The 17947-nt window shown below is 46.8% G+C and carries 14 protein-coding genes; 4 read left to right on the forward strand and 10 right to left on the reverse strand.

Annotated features, from left to right (window positions below):
- Positions 1–60 precede the first annotated feature (60 nt).
- Positions 61–5286, reverse strand: a complete 5226-nt coding sequence (locus tag D829_RS0110105; protein ID WP_017688768.1) for a fibronectin type III domain-containing protein — start codon at positions 5284–5286, stop codon at positions 61–63.
- 603 nt (positions 5287–5889) lie between these two features.
- Positions 5890–7446, reverse strand: a complete 1557-nt coding sequence (locus D829_RS0110110; protein WP_017688769.1) for an ABC-F family ATP-binding cassette domain-containing protein — start codon at positions 7444–7446, stop codon at positions 5890–5892.
- A 319-nt stretch (positions 7447–7765) separates the two neighbouring features.
- On the opposite strand from D829_RS0110110, the gene D829_RS30790 reads away from it, so the two are divergent.
- Positions 7766–8239, forward strand: coding sequence for an SET domain-containing protein (locus D829_RS30790; RefSeq protein ID WP_017688770.1), 474 nt, complete (start codon positions 7766–7768; stop codon positions 8237–8239).
- Positions 8240–8470: 231 nt separating this feature from the next.
- Here D829_RS30790 and D829_RS0110120 read toward each other — a convergent pair whose 3' ends face one another.
- The 7 genes from D829_RS0110120 to D829_RS0110150 all read right to left on the reverse strand — a co-directional run bounded on the left by D829_RS0110120 (position 8471) and on the right by D829_RS0110150 (position 15244).
- On the reverse strand, positions 8471–9091 hold the full coding sequence (locus D829_RS0110120; RefSeq protein ID WP_241230756.1) for a DUF1349 domain-containing protein: 621 nt from the start codon (positions 9089–9091) through the stop codon (positions 8471–8473).
- A gap of 37 nt (positions 9092–9128) precedes the next feature.
- Positions 9129–10475 (reverse strand): NAD(P)/FAD-dependent oxidoreductase, encoded by a 1347-nt coding sequence (locus D829_RS0110125; RefSeq protein WP_017688772.1) that lies wholly within the window; start codon positions 10473–10475, stop codon positions 9129–9131.
- A gap of 50 nt (positions 10476–10525) precedes the next feature.
- Positions 10526–12040 (reverse strand): osmoprotectant update ABC transporter permease/substrate-binding subunit OpuFB, encoded by a 1515-nt coding sequence (opuFB, locus tag D829_RS0110130; RefSeq protein WP_017688773.1) that lies wholly within the window; start codon positions 12038–12040, stop codon positions 10526–10528.
- Complete coding sequence (locus D829_RS0110135) at positions 12033–13007, reverse strand: ABC transporter ATP-binding protein (protein ID WP_017688774.1); 975 nt, start codon at positions 13005–13007, stop codon at positions 12033–12035. Before D829_RS0110135 ends, opuFB begins: the two co-directional genes overlap by 8 nt.
- Before the next feature lie 223 nt (positions 13008–13230).
- Positions 13231–14091, reverse strand: a complete 861-nt coding sequence (locus D829_RS0110140) for an ergot alkaloid biosynthesis protein (protein ID WP_017688775.1) — start codon at positions 14089–14091, stop codon at positions 13231–13233.
- A complete protein-coding gene (locus D829_RS0110145; RefSeq protein WP_017688776.1) occupies positions 14081–14527 on the reverse strand; it encodes a nuclear transport factor 2 family protein in 447 nt (148 codons plus the stop codon). Before D829_RS0110145 ends, D829_RS0110140 begins: the two co-directional genes overlap by 11 nt.
- A gap of 132 nt (positions 14528–14659) precedes the next feature.
- Positions 14660–15244, reverse strand: a complete 585-nt coding sequence (locus tag D829_RS0110150; protein ID WP_017688777.1) for a TetR/AcrR family transcriptional regulator — start codon at positions 15242–15244, stop codon at positions 14660–14662.
- A 168-nt stretch (positions 15245–15412) separates the two neighbouring features.
- On the opposite strand from D829_RS0110150, the gene D829_RS0110155 reads away from it, so the two are divergent.
- Both D829_RS0110155 and D829_RS0110160 read left to right on the forward strand, forming a co-directional pair.
- Positions 15413–15775 (forward strand): iron-sulfur cluster biosynthesis family protein, encoded by a 363-nt coding sequence (locus D829_RS0110155; protein WP_017688778.1) that lies wholly within the window; start codon positions 15413–15415, stop codon positions 15773–15775.
- 235 nt (positions 15776–16010) lie between these two features.
- A complete protein-coding gene (locus tag D829_RS0110160) occupies positions 16011–16784 on the forward strand; it encodes a M15 family metallopeptidase (protein WP_017688779.1) in 774 nt (257 codons plus the stop codon).
- A gap of 134 nt (positions 16785–16918) precedes the next feature.
- On the opposite strand, the gene D829_RS0110165 is transcribed toward D829_RS0110160, so the two are convergent.
- Entirely contained in the window at positions 16919–17158 is a 240-nt protein-coding gene (locus D829_RS0110165) for a hypothetical protein (protein WP_017688780.1), read from the reverse strand.
- A 130-nt stretch (positions 17159–17288) separates the two neighbouring features.
- On the opposite strand from D829_RS0110165, the gene D829_RS0110170 reads away from it, so the two are divergent.
- On the forward strand, positions 17289–17921 hold the full coding sequence (locus D829_RS0110170; RefSeq protein WP_017688781.1) for a nitroreductase family protein: 633 nt from the start codon (positions 17289–17291) through the stop codon (positions 17919–17921).
- Positions 17922–17947: the final 26 nt, after the last annotated feature.

Genomic DNA, 17947 nt, shown 5'->3' on the forward strand with positions numbered 1-17947 from the left:
AACCTGAGTTCCAGGTCAAAGTAAACCTTCTTTTTCACACGCTACGATTCAAGTGTATCATCACTTATTCCATACCAGTTTGCCCATCATCGCATATAACAACGTAGCCGATTCGGCTCGGGTCGCTTCGTCAAGTGGTTTCACCTCACCGTTGTACCCGTGGGCGATGCCCAGATTCACAAGTAATGCCACACTATCCCGGGCATAGGAGCGAATCTCGGAAGCGTCGCGGAAACCACTAAGGTTATCTGTTGCAGCAGTCTCGGAGTCAACCAGTCCAGCCGCCGCAAGCGCCCTCACTGTCAACGTCATCATCTCTTGACGAGTGATCGTGGACTCTGGCAAGAAGCGTCCGTCACCGGTACCACTGGTGATACCTAGCGAACGCGCAGCTGTAACTGCTTCGTAGTACGGTGCATTTTCGTTCACATCAGAGAACGCATTCCCGGAAGAAGCATTCAAACCCAGCGCAGTCATCAACCATTGCATGTATTGGCCGCGGGTCATCTCCTGTTTTGGATGTAACTGCGTGGAATCCCCCTTTGCCTCTGCATCAATTACACCTCGGACAGCCAAAGCCTCCATTGCTTTCTTGGCCCACTGCACTTCTGCAAGATCTACGAATGTCTGTACCACAGGCACAACAGCATAATTTCCTGTGAGTGATGTTACGGAAAATACAAGCTGCCCGCTTTTTCGATCGTAGTAACTTTGCGGCAACGGGGTTGCCACACCGTTCGCGTCAATGGCAAACGCTACAATACGATCCTGTTGAGTATTTGGCGATGATTGGTACGGCAGACGAAGCACCAATTCGCTTCTTGATGGCCATGGTTGACCATCCAGTTGAAGTTCAAGCTGGACTCCATATTTCGTGCCGAGCTGATCTGCGACGGTTTTTGGCAGCTCCGTTCTGACCAATCGGATTGATGCAGTCCCATCACCAACCACATGCTTGGTTAACAGTGTCGCAGGTAGCTCCAACGTCCCCAGCTCAGTAACGATGTTGAACACATGTGATTCACCTTGATCTAACAACGCAGAGGCAGGCAGAGATACTTCATATACCGTTGCTCCCGAAACCGGCTTCAGCCGAAGTTCGACCAAGCGCTGACCCGCATCTGTTGAGGGGGCAACTTTAAAAGCCTCTTTAATCGTTGAAGCATCCACGTCGGACTGCACTACACCCTTCTGATCAGACTGTCCCTGCAACTCCAGAACAGAACGGTCTTTCTCCGGTTTAGGTTGCGGTACCGCATTCTCTGCACTTGGGTTACCACTTCCTGTTTGTCCTCCATTGTTGGCTGAACCAGAACCATTTCCTGTATTCCCACCGGAATTGCCGCCTGAATTACCGCCCGAACCAGGGTCCGTGCCTCCAGGGGAAGGAACAGATTCGAGCACCTTCACCATCAACGGTATAGTCAGGGCTTTACTGTCATCAGAAGTTCGAGTAATTTCCAACTCCAGTGTTACTGTCGTTTCCTTAGATGGCGGGACAATCGTTCCATCGGTTTGAATGACCGACGGTACCGAACTGGAAGCGATGGTCACCGTGAAACCTTGCGGCACTACCGGTAACTTCAGTTTTTTCGTACCTGCGGAAGGTTGTTCCAATGCTGTAATGCTTGTAGCTACATCGGCAGCGCTCTGCTGAGCCGTGTGCACCTGATAAGCGGAAGATACACCTCTCAAGGACTGCCCCGTGGCATCCAAAGCTTCCACTTTGTAATAATATTCCGTGCCGGGGTTCAGTTCACTGTCCGTGTACTCCCGTCCATTGCCGCTATAGACCACCTTATACTCTCCTTGCTCACGATCTGAGCGGTAGAGCTTGTAGCTTGCTGCACCAAGATGAGCATCCCAGTGAAGCGTTGCGCTCGTTGAATCCAACGCATCAGCATTAAGGCCAGCACTGTCATTGGCAGGTGGCGGGGCGTCAGGTTTAACGATCATAATCCAGCTAATCATCGGGTCCTGCGATGCCGTGTTGCGCACGGTCAACTCCAGTTTGTTGTCCGACACGCTGATGCCTTTATGGGCTCTAACATTGGCAGGCGTAAAAGTAACTGCACCGGTATTAGTGCCATTGATGATTAAATTCGCTCTGCGCGATGTATTGGTCCACGGATCGTTGAATCCGGCGTAGACATCGTATGTCCCGTTTGGCACATCAAATGTATAGGTTAAATCCGTGCCTTTAGGAGAATTGCTGACATTGCCACCGTTCAGATAACGTACGGTCGAGAATATATCACCACCATTCGAACCGGATGCCAGTGCATCTGCGCTGACATAACCCCAACTATGTCCCTCAGCCGGAGCGTACATCTGATCGGCCGTTCCCGGGTTCGCAAGCGTTCCCTTCATATAAGCACCCATGAGACTGTAATCAGCCGTTTCGTAACCTCCGCTGTTCACAAAATATAGTGTATTCTCCGGAATGACGTTTACGCGAACTGCCTGCTTTTTGTTGTTATATTCCGGTGTCGTTACCTGTAGTGTGAGCGGTCCTGGCTTGGCAAAATCTTCTGCCGTCATGGCCCGGTTATCAATTGTCCATACTGCTGGCGTTGATACCAGTGCTCCACCTTCGCGCACATTCAATGTTGTTGGCAGGGATGGTACTTTGCCAAGCGCCACGGCTTCTGGCAAGGGATCAGCAATATCTACCTTGCCCATCGAATTCAGCAGATCAGGTGTCCAGCTGTTATACCACTTGATCGCGATGTCTGAGCCTATTCCAAACTCAATTGGCAAGAACACGTATTTTGCAGCGTCATTCGAGAAATTGCCACCATTCCATGTATCCCCTACGTAAATGAATTTGCCTTTTTCCGGATCGACCGGTATAACCGCTGTGGTCTGCGTGCCAAATGCCTTGCCTGGGTCGGGATCGGTCGGCAACGTGCGCACGAACGGATTGGTCTGCGTTGACCAAGGGCCAAAGATGTTGTCCGCCACCGTCACTTTGTTTTCGTTAGGGGCCCAGCCGGAAGCTCCAGAGGTCAAAATATAATATTTACCCTGATACTTGAACATCGCTGGCGCTTCGCGTTGCCCTCCCGGGAACACCCGCACGTAATCGACGCCGTATTGCGCCTGATAGGTGGAATCTCTTACCGGATTGCCTTTGTCATCCGTTCGACCTTCCTTATGCCACCCTGTTACGTCACTGTAGTCTTCATTCAGTTTGGAGATATAGAGCGTCAGGTTTTCCTCGCTGGAGTAAATCAGATAGCCAGTGCCGTCATCGTCCTTGAACAACGTCATATCACGTGCCATACCCTTATCGCTTGGGAAGTAATCTTTCTCCCCCTCGGGAGCTCTGTCCATCCGGTAACTCTTCTGATACACAAAAGGCCCTGTTGGAGAGTCGCTGATCGCATAACCGGCCCGCGCCTTGCCGTAATTCGCATTATCGTTATAGGGGTCCTTGTCACCGTCCATGTGGGCCCACATCACGTATTTCTTCGTTTTGTCGTTGTAGATGACCTTTGGTCGCTCAATGATCCGTCCTTTGCGGATATCTGCCCAGATATCCACGCGGTCTTCACGCCCCGCATACAATTCGGAGATCAACGGGTCATTGTCAAAATCATCCATCGATTGGAGCGTCGTCAGAGCCATGCCCTCGTCAGTCCAGTTCATCAGATCCTTCGATGAATACACACGCACACCAACAGCTGGCCAGCCGCCCTTATGATATTCGCCATACCAGTAATAAGTCTCCGTCTGTTCATCATAGAAAAAGCCAGCCCCATGCGCATCGATCGGTTTCCCGTCCAAATCCGGCCACAGTTGCCCCGGTGTAATGCTTGTACGAATCGTGGCAACACCCAACGGTGCGGATGCTGGAGAAGTTACGCCATCCATGGTCGCCTGGATGATGTAAAAATATCCTGTGCCCATCGTCAGACCACTATCGTTAAACGTGCTTTTATTGCTACTATAGACCTCCTGATACGTACCCGTAGCACTGGTTGCACGGGACACGGTATACGTTACATCAGATCCAGGCAGGACATTCCACCCCAGAGAGATTGATGTATCCGTCACAGCTGTGGCAACGAACTCTGCTGGAGAGTCAATGGAGTATGTCGTGGCTTCTGCAACAGTGGGCGCTGACTCACCAGCTGCATTAAAGGCCGTCACACGATAGCTGTAGCTTGTGCCGGGCTCAAGCCCCTGTTCTGTAAAAGTAAGCCCCTTCCCTTCATAGATCTGCTCGTATTGCTCACTGCCAGCTTCGGCCCGAACCACGCGATAACCCGTTGACTTGTCCACGGCGGACCAAGATAGCTTCACGCTCGTGGCATTGAGAGCTTCGGCCTGTAATTCGCCAGGAGCCTGTGGTGCCGCCGCAGTCGTCCGAACTTCCAGCGGAGCAGTCCATAATGATTCGGTTAGGCCTCCGTATTCATAAGCGAGCCTGTAATAATACGCCGTATCCCCGCTTAATCCTTCATCCGTGTGTTCCAAAGTTCCGGTATTGGTTACCAGGGAATAGCCGCCTTCAGGCGTAGAGGAACGATACAAGCAATAGGCTGATGCACCCGCGATTTCAGACCATTGCAGTGAAACTGAAGACGCCGTTTGTTCAGCAATGGAGAGCTGAATATCGTTCCCAGGCGGTTGCTCGGCAATGATCACGTCATCTGCATGTACCGACTGCCACTTATTCCGAATGCCCACGGTACCTGATCCGTATGTAGTATCGACCAGATCAAATACTAATCGATCGGAGCCGTTTTCTGCGATATACCCGCGAATGGTGGTACCTGATAACACCACTTTGAGTGTGTACCATGTGTTTTTGGCAAACGCATAGTCCACCGTTTTCAAAGTTGTGTCTGTTCCGTTCACCCGTTTGGAGAAAACGAGTTTATTATTGGGAACCTGCATTTGAAAATAGTAAAAGTTGCTCTTATCCTGAAACCGCGGCAATATTCCCGGATACCCCTGACCGGCTCCCGTGTAAAAGCGCATGGACACGGCCATGTCCGACATGGAGTCTCCAGTAGAGATGATACCTTCATTGGTATCGCTCTGGAAAAGCGTGGAGTTGGACGCATCTGTCGGGTCAGCGAATACTTCCCAGTTGCCTGAGCTTACGTTCCACGCAGGTGATTCCGTGTAATTCCCATCCGAAAAATCGTCCTGCAACAACGTGGCGGGTATACTGCTCAGATCGGCATACGCCTTACTCGGCAGCATCAACGGTCCGGAAGACAGCGCAAGTGTTGCAGATAACATGAATATCATGGGTTTCCTGAGTTTATCCAATGTTCATTCTCTCCTTTGGCGTGAAAGATGAAAGCATGGTTCTTGTATGCGCGGTGTTGTTGTTCAGCCTATCTTCAGCAACCAGTGGTCAGTAACGAGCTCTTGTCCACCTCCTTATTTTAATGAAACCGGTTTCATTGGAGTGCAAAAAAAGACCCGTTTTCCCTTCTAAGTGCAATGATACCCATACGGAATACCGTGTTTTCTTTGCCCCTATGCAGTGAAACAGGTTTTTAATATATAAATGTAATCGCTTTCCTGAATTATATTATTGCCTTATTCCAGTTGTCAACTGTGAATTGGGCTCAAACATTTTTCGTTAAAACCGCGCAAAAAAAAGCGCGAGTTCTGCCTGTTTTGCAAGCAAAATTCGCACCTTTCTCACGCTTCGAGCTTGTTCGCAAGCTCGCACGTATTATTAATCCGTGTTCAAAAAGTCTGGTTTTCAGTACCGAGAAGATGGGATGAAGCTAGAAATGGAGTAGCGGAGCGTAGATAGAGCTACGTGAGCAACGGACATTTCGGCTGAATCCCATATTCGATGCTGATGTTGCCGCTAGGCATGATTCGTAATCAAAAGCGGACTTTTTGAACAACCTCTATTTAGAATACTTTTGTTGTCCACGACTCACAGTTCCAAGTCTCCGTAACGACATCACGGTAGAATTCCGGTTCGTGGGAGATCAGAAGAATACTGCCTTTGTAAGCCTTGAGCGCACGTTTCAACTCTTCCTTGGCATCAACGTCCAGATGGTTCGTCGGCTCATCGAGTACAAGCAGGTTGGTTTCATTATTAATCAGCTTACAGAGACGTACTTTGGCTTTCTCGCCACCACTTAGTACAGCTACCTTGCTCTCAATGTGTTTTGTAGTCAATCCACATTTTGCAAGTGCAGCACGCACCTCGAATTGGGTATACGAAGGGAACTCCTGCCAGATCTCTTCAATACATGTATTGTAGTTGGCATCCTTCATCTCTTGCTGGAAGTAACCAATCTCCAGATGTTCACCGCGTTGAACGGTTCCTTCCAGAGCTTGAATTTCACCCAGAATACTGCGCATCAGGGTTGTTTTACCGATTCCGTTCGCACCAACAAGGGCAATCTTCTGTCCGCGCTCCATACGCAGATCCAGTGGTCTGGACAACGGTTCGTTGTAACCAATCACAAGTCCTTTGGTTTCGAAAATGAGCTTGCCGGATGTTCTCGCATCACGGAAGTTGAACTGCGGTTTCGGTTTCTCCTTGGCGATCTCAATGACATCCATCTTGTCGAGCTTCTTCTGTCTGGACATCGCCATATTACGTGTAGCAACACTTGCTTTGTTCCGCGCTACAAAATCCTTGAGGTCAGCAATCTCTTGTTGTTGGCGCTTGTAAGCCGACTCCAGCTGCTGTTTTCTCATCTCATGCACTTCCTGGAAGTGATCATAATCGCCCACATAGCGAGTTAGATTCTGGTTCTCCATGTGATAGATCAAGTTGATAACACTGTTCAGGAACGGAATATCGTGAGAGATCAGAATAAAAGCATTCTCATATTCCTGCAAATAACGTTTCAGCCATTCGATATGCAATTCATCCAAATAGTTCGTAGGCTCATCGAGCAGCAAAATATCAGGTTTTTCAAGCAGCAGCTTGGCAAGCAGTACTTTGGTACGCTGTCCACCACTCAGGTCATTGACGTCTTTATCCAGACCGATATCCGTCAGACCCAGACCACGTGCGGTTTCATCCACTTTGGCATCGATCATGTAGAAATCCTGGTTTGTCAGCGTATCCTGAATTGTACCTACGTCTTCAAGAAGTTGTTCAAGCTCTTCCGGAGTTACATCGCCCATTTTGCCATACATATCATTCATTTCCTGTTCCATGTCGAACAAATACTGGAACGCGCCGCGAAGTACGTCACGGATCGATTGACCTTTGTTCAATACAGCATGCTGGTCCAGATAACCAACACGCATCCGTTTGGACCACTCCACCTTGCCTTCATCCGGCTGAAGTTTTCCTGTAATAATGTTCATGAAGGTGGATTTACCTTCACCATTGGCCCCGATCAGACCAATATGTTCGCCCTTCAACAGGCGGAATGAAACGTCGTTAAAGATAGCACGGTCACCAAACCCGTGACTTAATTTTTCTACATTTAATATGCTCATTCATGACACCTTTTCTATATAGACTTAATTCTTTCAGCATTTTGCATAATTCGAATCCTACCGCTCACGGGTACAAGATATAGACGAACAAAATCATTTCGATCTATATCTTGCTGATTGGAAGACGCTCAGGGGATTTATGCAAAATGCTCCTTTGTATATTATAAGCGTTATATCCTGCACAACTCAACGCCATATTAAAAATTATTCCACCTTTTTGGCGGAAATTTGCCTTATATGATAGTATAGGTTAAAATTTTGCCTTAACGAATTACTACTATATAGAACGGAGCTCTTCGAAGAGCATCAGGTGAAGAATATGATTGAAGTGAAACAATCCAAGTTGGGTGATGGTGGTGAGTTTAACCGCGGGGTATTTGCTACCGTTGATATTGCCAAGGGAACGCTTATCCATCAGGCACCCGTTGTGCCTTACCCAAATGAAGATCATGAGCATGTCGAAAAAACGATTTTGGAAGATTACGTGTTCGAATATGGGGCGAATCATACCGCAATTCTGCTCGGTTACGGCAGTCTGATCAACCACTCCTATGAACCTAACGCAACTTATGATATCAATTTTGATAACCACACCTTTGACTTCTACGCGTATACAGATATCAAAGCTGGCGAAGAAATCGTGATCAATTACAACGGTGAGGAAGACAGCATGGACCCGTTATGGTTCCTGGACGATTACGAGGAACGTATGCTGGAGTTCAATAAGTCCAATGATGATGAGGGTGAAAAAGAAACCAACCCCCAGTCCCTGGATACGGACACGAGTAAATAAACGTTAAACTCAAGTAAAGTTCGCAAGCACTCTCGTTGTAAATGCGAAAAGAACTCACTGACCCCGGTGAAAGATAAAACGAGTAACTGGAGACTTTTCACAGTCCAAAGTTTAAACACACAAATAAGCAAGTCCTCCGTCAATGGAAGACTTGCTTATTTGTGTTGTCTTGCTTTCTAAGCCAGATACACCTGTTCATGTTTCATTGTTTATCGTGCATCTTAACTTGTTTTAATCCGTAATCGGCGGATCTGTATGCAAGTCTTGATCGGGTGTCGTGGATTTCCATTCGGTAAAGGCTACCTCGAACCCTGCACGCTTCGGTGAACACAAAAATGGACCTGCGTGTTTGTTCGTCGGATAGGCAAACCGTGCAACCCGAATCGTACGCCAAGGATGCTCATCTGTGCGAGCACGAATGACAACAGCCTCATTACTGTAGGAGGCTCTGATTGTTACGATTCGTCCACCCCACTCTGGCACAGGAGAGAGTGACCAATCCGAATACGTATCCGTCACGACGGCTCCAACATGTGCCACGCCATCATTGACCTCAACTCCGGCCTTGATCCATTGGTCTTCTCCGTACCATAACATTAGTCCCGCCTGATCATATAATTCGGTGAATGAGCTTAGATCAAACGATACCTCAATCGCTTCCGTTCCGTCCCATGGAGCAAGCATGGCATGTCCATCCCGATGACAGAACCCGTAGAATGTGTTCTCCCAGAAGTCACTGCCTTCCCGAGCTTCCACAACGAAACGATCCCCATCCATCCGTGCAGCAACGGGTTCCTTCGTCCACTTGCCTTCATGAAGCCCAATAAAATCCGATGACATCGTTGTTTTCATCCTTCCTTCCGTCCCAAAGGGGAGTTCATCACCACTTCTAAATTAAAGAACCCAGGTCCGATGCAGCAGTAGGATATGCAAAATTCATGGTGTTTAACTGATCGATAGTCAGATTGAACTGAATCGCCATTGCAAAAAGGTTGATCAATTCTTCTGTTTTGCTCGCAAGCACATGCGCGCCCAGAATACGCCCGGTTGATTTATCGATCACCACTTTGGCCATGGCAAATTTTTCATGAGTTCGCTTGTAAGTATACCATTTCGACATATCATTTACCTGCACCTCGTAGCCCTCTTTTTTGGCTTGTTCCGTGCTCATACCTACAGCTCCAAGTGCAGGGACAGTAAACACAATCGAAGGCATCACTTTATAATTAGGTTTGTGGTGATTACCCTCCAACAAATTGAAGGATACAGCCCGGGATTCCTGACCTGCTAACGGGGTCAAAGGCAACCCTTTTGTATCAGTTACATCGCCAGCAGCATAGACTCTCGGATTACTTTCACTTTGCAAGTACTCGTTCACTGTAATACCCTTTTTGCTGTAGCTGACGTTGGCTTTCTCCAATTCCAGCCCATCCACATTAGGAACACGCCCCGCTCCATGAACGACAAGTCCGCACTGCCACTGATGATCTGCACCATTGCGTGTGCCATGAACGACATAGGCGTTCCCCTCTTGCCGTATGGACTTCACCTCCGCGTTCAAGTGAACATGAATGCCGATCTCTTTCGATTTTTGCAACAAACATTCTACAAGCTCCGCATCAAACGACTTCAGAGGCTGTTCACTCCGATGCAGGATATGGACTTCCGTCCCGGCTCTGGCCGCAATATGCGCAAACTCTAATGCAATGTATCCACCGCCTACCAGAACTAATCGATCCGGCAGCTGTTCCAGATCCAGAAAGTCATCACTATATATAAGATGCTCTGAGCCCTCAATCTCAAGTGGCGCAGGTGTTGCACCAGTAGCAATCAGGATGTGTTTGCCCTGGAGCACTTCTTCTCCAACTTGAATATGGTCTTCATCGACAAATGAAGCTTTACCATGGAACGTATCCATTCCGGCCTGTTTGAATTGATCTTCACTTGCTCTAGGTATGCTCTCGGTAAAGGTGCGTTTAAAGGCCATAAGTTCAGACCAGTTGATGGTCGCCTGTCCCTGAATTCCTTTCCCTTGCATCCGTTCATTCCAGTCAATCAGCTCCGCCGCTCCAGTCAGTACTTTCTTGGGATCACAGCCACGCAGTGCACACGTTCCGCCGAACTCACGTTCATCAATTACAGCTATTTTCCATCCAGCTTCAGCGCAACGGGTGATAACAGAGCTTGCCGCGCTTCCTGTTCCAATTGCAATCAAGTCATACGTTTCTTGTGTCATCATGGTTCCTCCTCATCCTTTTGCTGCATCTATTGCAGGGATGCCTGAAGTTACAGCAATCCAGCCTGTTTAAGGTACTCTGCCGCAACCTGTTCAGGATTCGCTCCCTCTACGTTCACGTCATAGTTCATCTGACGCATCTCGTCATCCGTAATTTTGCCAGCAAGCTGATTCAGCACCTCAACCAGTTGTGGATATTGATCTGCCGTTTCTTGACGAAGCATCGGCGCGCCTTGATACGGTGGGAATAACTCCTGATCATCCTCCAGCACAACAAGTTCATATTGTCTCAACTCACTATCTGTGGAGTAGGCATCAACGAGATTGATATCCCCACGTTGAACAGCACCATAGCGAAGCTTCGGTTCCATTGTCGCCACGTTTGGGAATTCAATCCCATACTTCTTCTGAATGCCAAGGTAACCGTCTTCCCGATCCGAGAATTCAAGCGTGAATCCTGCCTTCATTTGCTGTTCCACAGGTTTGAGATCCGAAATGGTCTTAAGATTGTATTGATCTGCGATGCTCTTTGGAACGGCCAACGTATACGTATTGTTGTAATCCATAGGGTTCAGAAGCACCATGTTGAACTGGCTCAGCATTCCGTCTCTTGCCTGTTCGTACACCTCTGTCCGATCGGTGCTGACTGCTGTTTCCTTCATGAATTCGGAGATCGCTGTCCCAGTGAATTCAGGATAGATGTCAATATCACCTGAGTTGAGTGCATTGAAAAGGAATGGCGTTTTGCCTAATCCGGGTTTTAGTTCAACGGTCAGGTCTGTGTCTTTTTCGATTAGCAATTTGTACATATTAATGAGAATTTCGGGTTCCGCCCCCAATTTCCCGGAAATGACGAGATCCTTCTGCCCTCCACGTGCCAAGAAGGGAATGGTGATCACAAGTATCGCGATCAGAGCCAGCGAACCAAGGGTGACCAGCGTTTTCTTGAAGGATAACCGCTGGAATTGACGCAATAGTACATCAAACAAAATAGCCAGCAAGGCGGCCGGAATGGCTCCAAGGATGATTAGTGCCGTATCGTTCCGATCAATGCCCAGCAAGATTAATGCACCCAAACCTCCTGCGCCGATCAAGGCAGCAAGTGTGGCTGTTCCTACAATCAGGACCATCGCGGTCCGAATTCCGGCCATAATGACAGGCATCGCCAGTGGCAGTTCCACTTTGATTAGACGTTGCCAACTATTCATGCCCATCGCATTCGCTGCTTCCACCATGGAAGGGTCAACTTCGGATATGCCCGTGTATGTGTTGCGGAGTACGGGAAGCAGCGCATACACCACCAGTGCAATAATTGCAGGAAGTGTGCCTATGCCGAATAACGGGATGAGTAATCCAAGAAGCGCCAAGGACGGTATCGTCTGCAACACAGCCGTAACTCCAATAATCGGTTCAGCCACTCTTGGTTTACGTGTAAGGTATATACCAAGCGGAATAGCGATGAGGACAGCAAAGAACAATGCGATAAATGAGATCTGAATATGTTCCAGTAGAGCAGATAACAACTGACCTTTGCGCTCGCTGAACACCTCTGTGAATCTACTCATGTCCATCACCTCGTTCCTGTAACTGACCAGACCAGTATTTCATCAGATCGGCCCGATTGATCTCGCCAATAATCTGTCGGTTACTTTCAACCAGCAGGTGGTCATGGGAAGCCATGATATCAACTAATTCCGTTAACGTAATGGATACAGGAACGGCGGTCTTGGCTGATTTTGGCACATGACCCGGTGAGAGTGGTGACATAATGGATTCGAGATCAAAATCAGATTGTGAACTCGTATCGGCGTTAGGACTTCCAACAAATTCACGTACGAAATCATTAGCTGGCTGTCGGATCAGTTCTTCCGGGGTGCCTACCTGCAAAACCTGTCCATCCTTCATAATGCAGATGCGATCCCCCAGTTTCATCGCTTCCTGAATATCATGGGTGACAAACACAATCGTTTTTTTCATCTGACGTTGGATATCCAGAATATCGTCCTGTAATTTCTCGCGGCTCATCGGATCGAGAGCACTGAACGGTTCATCCATCAATACAATCTCGGGATCAGCAGCGAGTGCACGCAACACACCAATTCTCTGCTGTTGTCCTCCGGATAACTCAGACGGTTTACGCTCACTGTACGTGTCTCCGTGCAAACCAACCATGTCCAGTAGCGTATGTACGCGCTCCTTGATTTGATCTGACTTCCATTTTCGCAGTTCAGGAACAACCGCAATATTTTCAGCAATGGTCATATGCGGGAACAATGCAATCTGTTGCAGCACATATCCGATATTCCAGCGCAATTCGTGAATGTTGTATTCATCGATTGGGCGTTCATTAATGCGCACTATTCCATCTGTTCGCTCAATCAGGCGATTGATCATTTTGAGCATGGTGGTTTTGCCACATCCACTCGGACCAATCATGACAAACAGTTCTCCCTTGTTAATGTTGAGGTTAACCTGACGCAAAGCTGTTGTTCCATCAGGATATTGTTTCGATACATTTTCGAACTGAATCATTCGCTCTCTTCGCCCCTTTATCTAGGGCGTGTCTCAGACACGACCTAACATTCATCCTCATCTATTTCCCCAAAAGTGTGTTCATATAATCACTGCTTTTCGTAGAGCCTCATGGCTATGGAGAGATCCATATTCGAGTAAGCGATATCAACATGTTGGCAGACAGGCAAAAAGACGGGCACGAGGCACCGTCTTCTCATTGAATATGAACATATTTCTTCCATTATTTCCATACTTCCATATGATTTTGAACAAATTGCTCAAATGGAATCGGGCTATTCCCCGTTATTTTTTTCACCGTATCCGTCGTTTGATCTTCTCTCCCCTCCTCCCGGATAGGCACATCCAGTCCTGCGAGAGCAGTAGCGTATTCTTCTGACATTCCCGCCCGAATCATGCTATTTCTCAATTCATCATCGGACAAAGATTCATGCTTGATCGACTGACCCAGTACACGGCTCAAGACGTCTGCAACCTGTCCATAGGACAACGACTCCGGCCCTGTAATGATATGCTCATTATTATGAGGAACAACATCTGTCAGAGCATGGAAGGCCACCGCCGCGATATCATCTGCACTAACAAATCCAATTTTCCCGTCACCCGTAGCACTATATATTTTCCCAAGTTGCTTCGTCGTCTCCCGATGCGGTCCCTCCGTAAAGTTCTCCATAAAATAGGAAGGCTGCAATACAGCCCACTCAGGAGCATGAGCTTTTAAATACTGATGTACTTTGCCAAAAATAGGACCATTCTCATCGATCGAAGCACTGCCAAGTAAAACGAATCGCTTAACGCCGTTCCACAATGCTTCCTTGATGAACGGAATCATGACGTCTTCTGGGGTCATGTCCATGACTGGCACGACAAGGTACACCTGATTCACATTTTTCAGCGCTAGCGCATATGTCTTGGAATCATACCAATCAAAATAGACATAATTATCGGCAGAACCAGAAAGAGCTGGTTTAGTTCTCCCTGCCAAACGCACCGGATAATGATGCTTTTGAAGTATGGCCGCAACACGGCTTCCTGTTTTTCCATTAGCCCCTATAATAAGTGTCAACGGTTTATCATTGATCATGTTTACTTCCTCCTAAGTCCGATTCGAGGACGACCATCGGATTCCAATAGTCTTTATAATGTGTAATTTTTCCATTAGAGTGGCTCACTACAGAGATGTAAGTTTGGTTGTAAGGCTTACCTGTAACTAATGAACGCCCTTTACAAGTAAATTCAGCCACAAACTGTTGTTTCGTGGAATCAGCCAAGATCACCGGTTCATAAAACTGCTGGATTTCAATCATCCCCAGCAGATTATGAAGATGAATCGTAATTGCGGCTTTGCCTTCCAGTTTCTGAGGATATCCTGCTGGTGCATATGGGAATTCGAAGATAGCTTCAGATGTATACAGCTCCAACCATTGTTCCAGTTTTCCATCCAGTAGCAAATTAGTGAATCCATGCATGATCCGATGCGGTATACTATTGCCGGCTTCCAACTGCTGAGATTGTGTCATCCTTATTTTCTCCTTCAGTTTGTTTGGTGTTCTTTTTCCAGACCAATCGGTCTATAATAGTCAAAAAATAAACGACCTAAGCGTTCATTTTCAAAAAAACGTAAAGAATTCTTACTCAAATCATGTAAAACGCTAATCCATAGCCCTTAGGGTCATCTGTACAAAATCTCGCAGCGCTTCTGTGCTTGCACCGCTCTTCGCCGTAAAGGTCAATGAGAGTCGGGAATAATTAAGAAAACGGGCAAGCCCGGGCAATTCTTCCTCTGCGTGCCTCAATTCGCCGCTCCTCTGGCCTCGTAACAGCGCAGTATGAAAAACATCTTCCATTTGTTGGTTAGTGGTTTGAATAAAGGCCGCGATTTCGTGATTTTGTGGTGCCTGTTCAACCGCGCTATTAATGATGAAACATTCATTACGACGTTCGTTGTCTGTCAACACGTTAACCACTTCGTTGAACAACTCGGTCACGCCTTGCCTCACACTTGTGCATTCGTTTAATAGTCTGATCCCCGCCTCTGTCTTCTGCTGAATATAGAATTTAAGAGCAGAGACAAATAAATCATGTTTAGTTCCGTAGGTGTCATACAGGCTTTGCCGCGCAATGCCAAGTTCACTCAGCAGTAAGCTCAAAGATGTACCTTCATAACCGTACGCTCCAAATACAGACGTTGCTTTTCTTAGAACAGTCTCCGTGTCAAACTCCTTGGCTCTTCCCAATTTAAGACCTCACCTCCCTATTCATTAACTAAAGAATACCTTTTCCAGACTGATCAGTCAAGAAAATAAATGCTTTGATTTTTGCCAAAGTGGTATAATGGGAATAGAAGCTGAATGAATTCTTTTACCATTTACCAACCATGACCACATATAAAGGAGTGTACCTATATGTATATTCAAATTACAGATTTGGCTGCAAAACGATTGACAGAAAGCTTGAATGACCAACCTGGATATTTCAAAGTGATCTATGACTTGGAAGGTTGCGGATGTAACGGAGTTATCGCTATTATCATTGTTGATGAACTTGCGGCTCTCGACGCGCAGATTGAAACCAATCTGGTTCCGTTCTATGTTGATCCGAAGCAGCAACTAAACCTCGAACAACACATGAAGCTGGATACAGAAGAGAATTATCCTTCTTTCAAATTAAGCAGTGATTCTGGTGTGCTCAGCGCCAACGTTCGCGTTCGTGACACCCGTGCAGTAACTGTGGGAAGCTCCGGTGGATCCGACGCCTGCATGTTGTAATAAAGTCTCCAGCATGCTTGAAGTAATCTAGTATTATCTCTCTTCACAACAAAAGCCGTTGCATCTAATGCAACGGTTTTTTAACGTTCTTTTCTTTATATGCCTCTACGAGAGTTGCAAAAAAAGACTCTAGCAAACTTTGTTTACAACTCGGAAACAATTGGAGAACCTATGGATATAATCCTCTAGTATACTCGGTATATAGATTCATATAATCCGAGGAGGAACACACATCATGAAATCTTTTACTCGTAAATCCATCATATCTACAATTCTCGTAGGCTCTGTTGTAGCAGGTTCTGCTTTTACTACGTTTCCCATCACTTCAAGCCTGAATCCCGTCGCGTCTGCTGCAAGCTCCAGCTTCACTCAATTTCTGCATGATAATGCACCTGGTCGTACGATCAAAACGATTAAAAATGTGGCAACTGTGACCAATGTGTCCAGTACGGTTGTACTTGTCAATAAAAAGAGAAATCTGCCTTCAACTTATGCACCACAAGACTTGGTTGTACCTAATATTCCTTTTAGCTTCTCAGGTTCCAGTCCGAAGAAACAGATGCGTAAAGTGGCCGCAACCGCGATAGAGAAATTATTTGCCGCTGCCAAAAAAGACGGCATCGATATCAAAGCCGTATCTGGCTACCGTTCTTATGCGACCCAGAAATCGATCTTTGACCGTAATGCCAGCATCAAAGGTGAAGCTGTTGCCAATAAAACGAGTGCTCGGCCAGGACAAAGCGAACATCAAACGGGTCTAGCCATGGATATATCAAGCGCTTCGGCCGGTTATGATCTTCAGCAAAGCTTTGGCAACACCAAAGAAGGCAAATGGCTGAAAGCCAATGCCCACAAGTATGGATTCATCATCCGTTATGGCAAAGACCAGGAGAAATTGACTGGTTACTCCTATGAGCCATGGCATGTACGTTATGTAGGGGTATATATTGCTGGTGAGATTACCAACCAGAAACTTACGCTGGAGCAGTATTTGGAACGTGCCAAATAAGGCAGGTTTGAACCCAAAGCTTAGACAGTTATTTGATTAGATAAAAGAAGCGTGACTATAGATAACATGACTGAAGGAGAAGATGGGGCCGCAACTGGCCCTCTTCTGCTTCAATCTTTCATTTACACACTTCATCATGTCCCAACGATTTTTCTAAAGACCAGTGGCAGTCTCTTCAGACCTTCTGTTCCAGCCCAAGAGCCTACGCCAGCAAGTATTGCATTATGGCACAAATAAAGTGCGACATTGTACACGATAGGGCCTAGAATAATCTCCACTACTACAAAACGTTTTAACGTCGAAGATTGGATTACATATACCCGAAATTCATGAGGGTCATGTCCTCCCATATACCTTGCGATCAATGCTTTCATGAATCACCTCTAGTGTTTTATTTTAGCGTATGGCAGACGATCCTTGTCTTATTCTAAAATAATACTTACATAAAGTAACTAAGTGTGTTATAGTCAGTTTATAAATCATACATAAGCGAGGGAAACTACCATGAGTGAGTTGGAGAATCTAGTCAAAAACCGTAGATCGGCCGTTATTTTTGAAGAAGGAATTGAAATTTCGGATTCGGAACTGCAAGAAATGTTTGCCCTGAACAAATTTGCACCATCTGCCTTTAACCTGCAACACACGCACTATCTTGTGATTAAAGACGAGGAGCAGAAAGAGAAAGTCTATGAAGCTTCCCAGCAATATAAGGTAAAAACAGCTTCTGCGGTCATCGTGGTTTTGGGCGATATCAACGCACACCATCATATCCGCACCATTAACGAAGGCTTGCTGAACCTGGGCGCTCTTACTCCGTTCCAATACGAGCAGGAATCCCAAAGTGTCACTGAATTTTACGAATCTCGCGGCAGATTCTTTCAACGTGAGGATGCGATTCGCAATGCCAGCCTGTCTGCCATGCAATTGATGTTGATCGCTCAGGACCGCGGTTGGGACACTTGTCCAATGATTGGCTTTGACTCGGAAGAACTGCAACGGAGTCTGGAAATCCCTAACCATTACGTACCGGTTATGCTGATTACCATCGGCAAAAAGTCGGAAGCCAAACAGCGCCCACGCGGTTACCGTAAACCGATTAACGAATATGTTAGCTTCAACAAAATGCACGCTGAATAAATAAAAGTAGTTAAATGACACAGCAA

Origin of the sequence: Paenibacillus sp. PAMC 26794 (assembly GCF_000316035.1) — a bacterium.
Classification (GTDB): Bacteria; Bacillota; Bacilli; order Paenibacillales; family Paenibacillaceae; genus Paenibacillus.

What these genes read in the sequence shown, in the direction of transcription:
- D829_RS0110120 (WP_241230756.1), bottom strand. Translation starts at nt 9,091, where the DNA reads ATGAAAACAACGATGTCATCGGATTTTATTGGGCTTCATGAAGGCAAG.
- D829_RS30790 (WP_017688770.1), top strand. Translation starts at nt 7,766, where the DNA reads ATGATTGAAGTGAAACAATCCAAGTTGGGTGATGGTGGTGAGTTTAAC.
- D829_RS0110170 (WP_017688781.1), top strand. Translation starts at nt 17,289, where the DNA reads ATGAGTGAGTTGGAGAATCTAGTCAAAAACCGTAGATCGGCCGTTATT.
- D829_RS0110165 (WP_017688780.1), bottom strand. Translation starts at nt 17,158, where the DNA reads ATGAAAGCATTGATCGCAAGGTATATGGGAGGACATGACCCTCATGAA.
- D829_RS0110135 (WP_017688774.1), bottom strand. Translation starts at nt 13,007, where the DNA reads ATGATTCAGTTCGAAAATGTATCGAAACAATATCCTGATGGAACAACA.
- D829_RS0110160 (WP_017688779.1), top strand. Translation starts at nt 16,011, where the DNA reads ATGAAATCTTTTACTCGTAAATCCATCATATCTACAATTCTCGTAGGC.
- D829_RS0110145 (WP_017688776.1), bottom strand. Translation starts at nt 14,527, where the DNA reads ATGACACAATCTCAGCAGTTGGAAGCCGGCAATAGTATACCGCATCGG.
- opuFB (WP_017688773.1), bottom strand. Translation starts at nt 12,040, where the DNA reads ATGAGTAGATTCACAGAGGTGTTCAGCGAGCGCAAAGGTCAGTTGTTA.
- D829_RS0110110 (WP_017688769.1), bottom strand. Translation starts at nt 7,446, where the DNA reads ATGAGCATATTAAATGTAGAAAAATTAAGTCACGGGTTTGGTGACCGT.
- D829_RS0110155 (WP_017688778.1), top strand. Translation starts at nt 15,413, where the DNA reads ATGTATATTCAAATTACAGATTTGGCTGCAAAACGATTGACAGAAAGC.
- D829_RS0110125 (WP_017688772.1), bottom strand. Translation starts at nt 10,475, where the DNA reads ATGACACAAGAAACGTATGACTTGATTGCAATTGGAACAGGAAGCGCG.
- D829_RS0110140 (WP_017688775.1), bottom strand. Translation starts at nt 14,091, where the DNA reads ATGATCAATGATAAACCGTTGACACTTATTATAGGGGCTAATGGAAAA.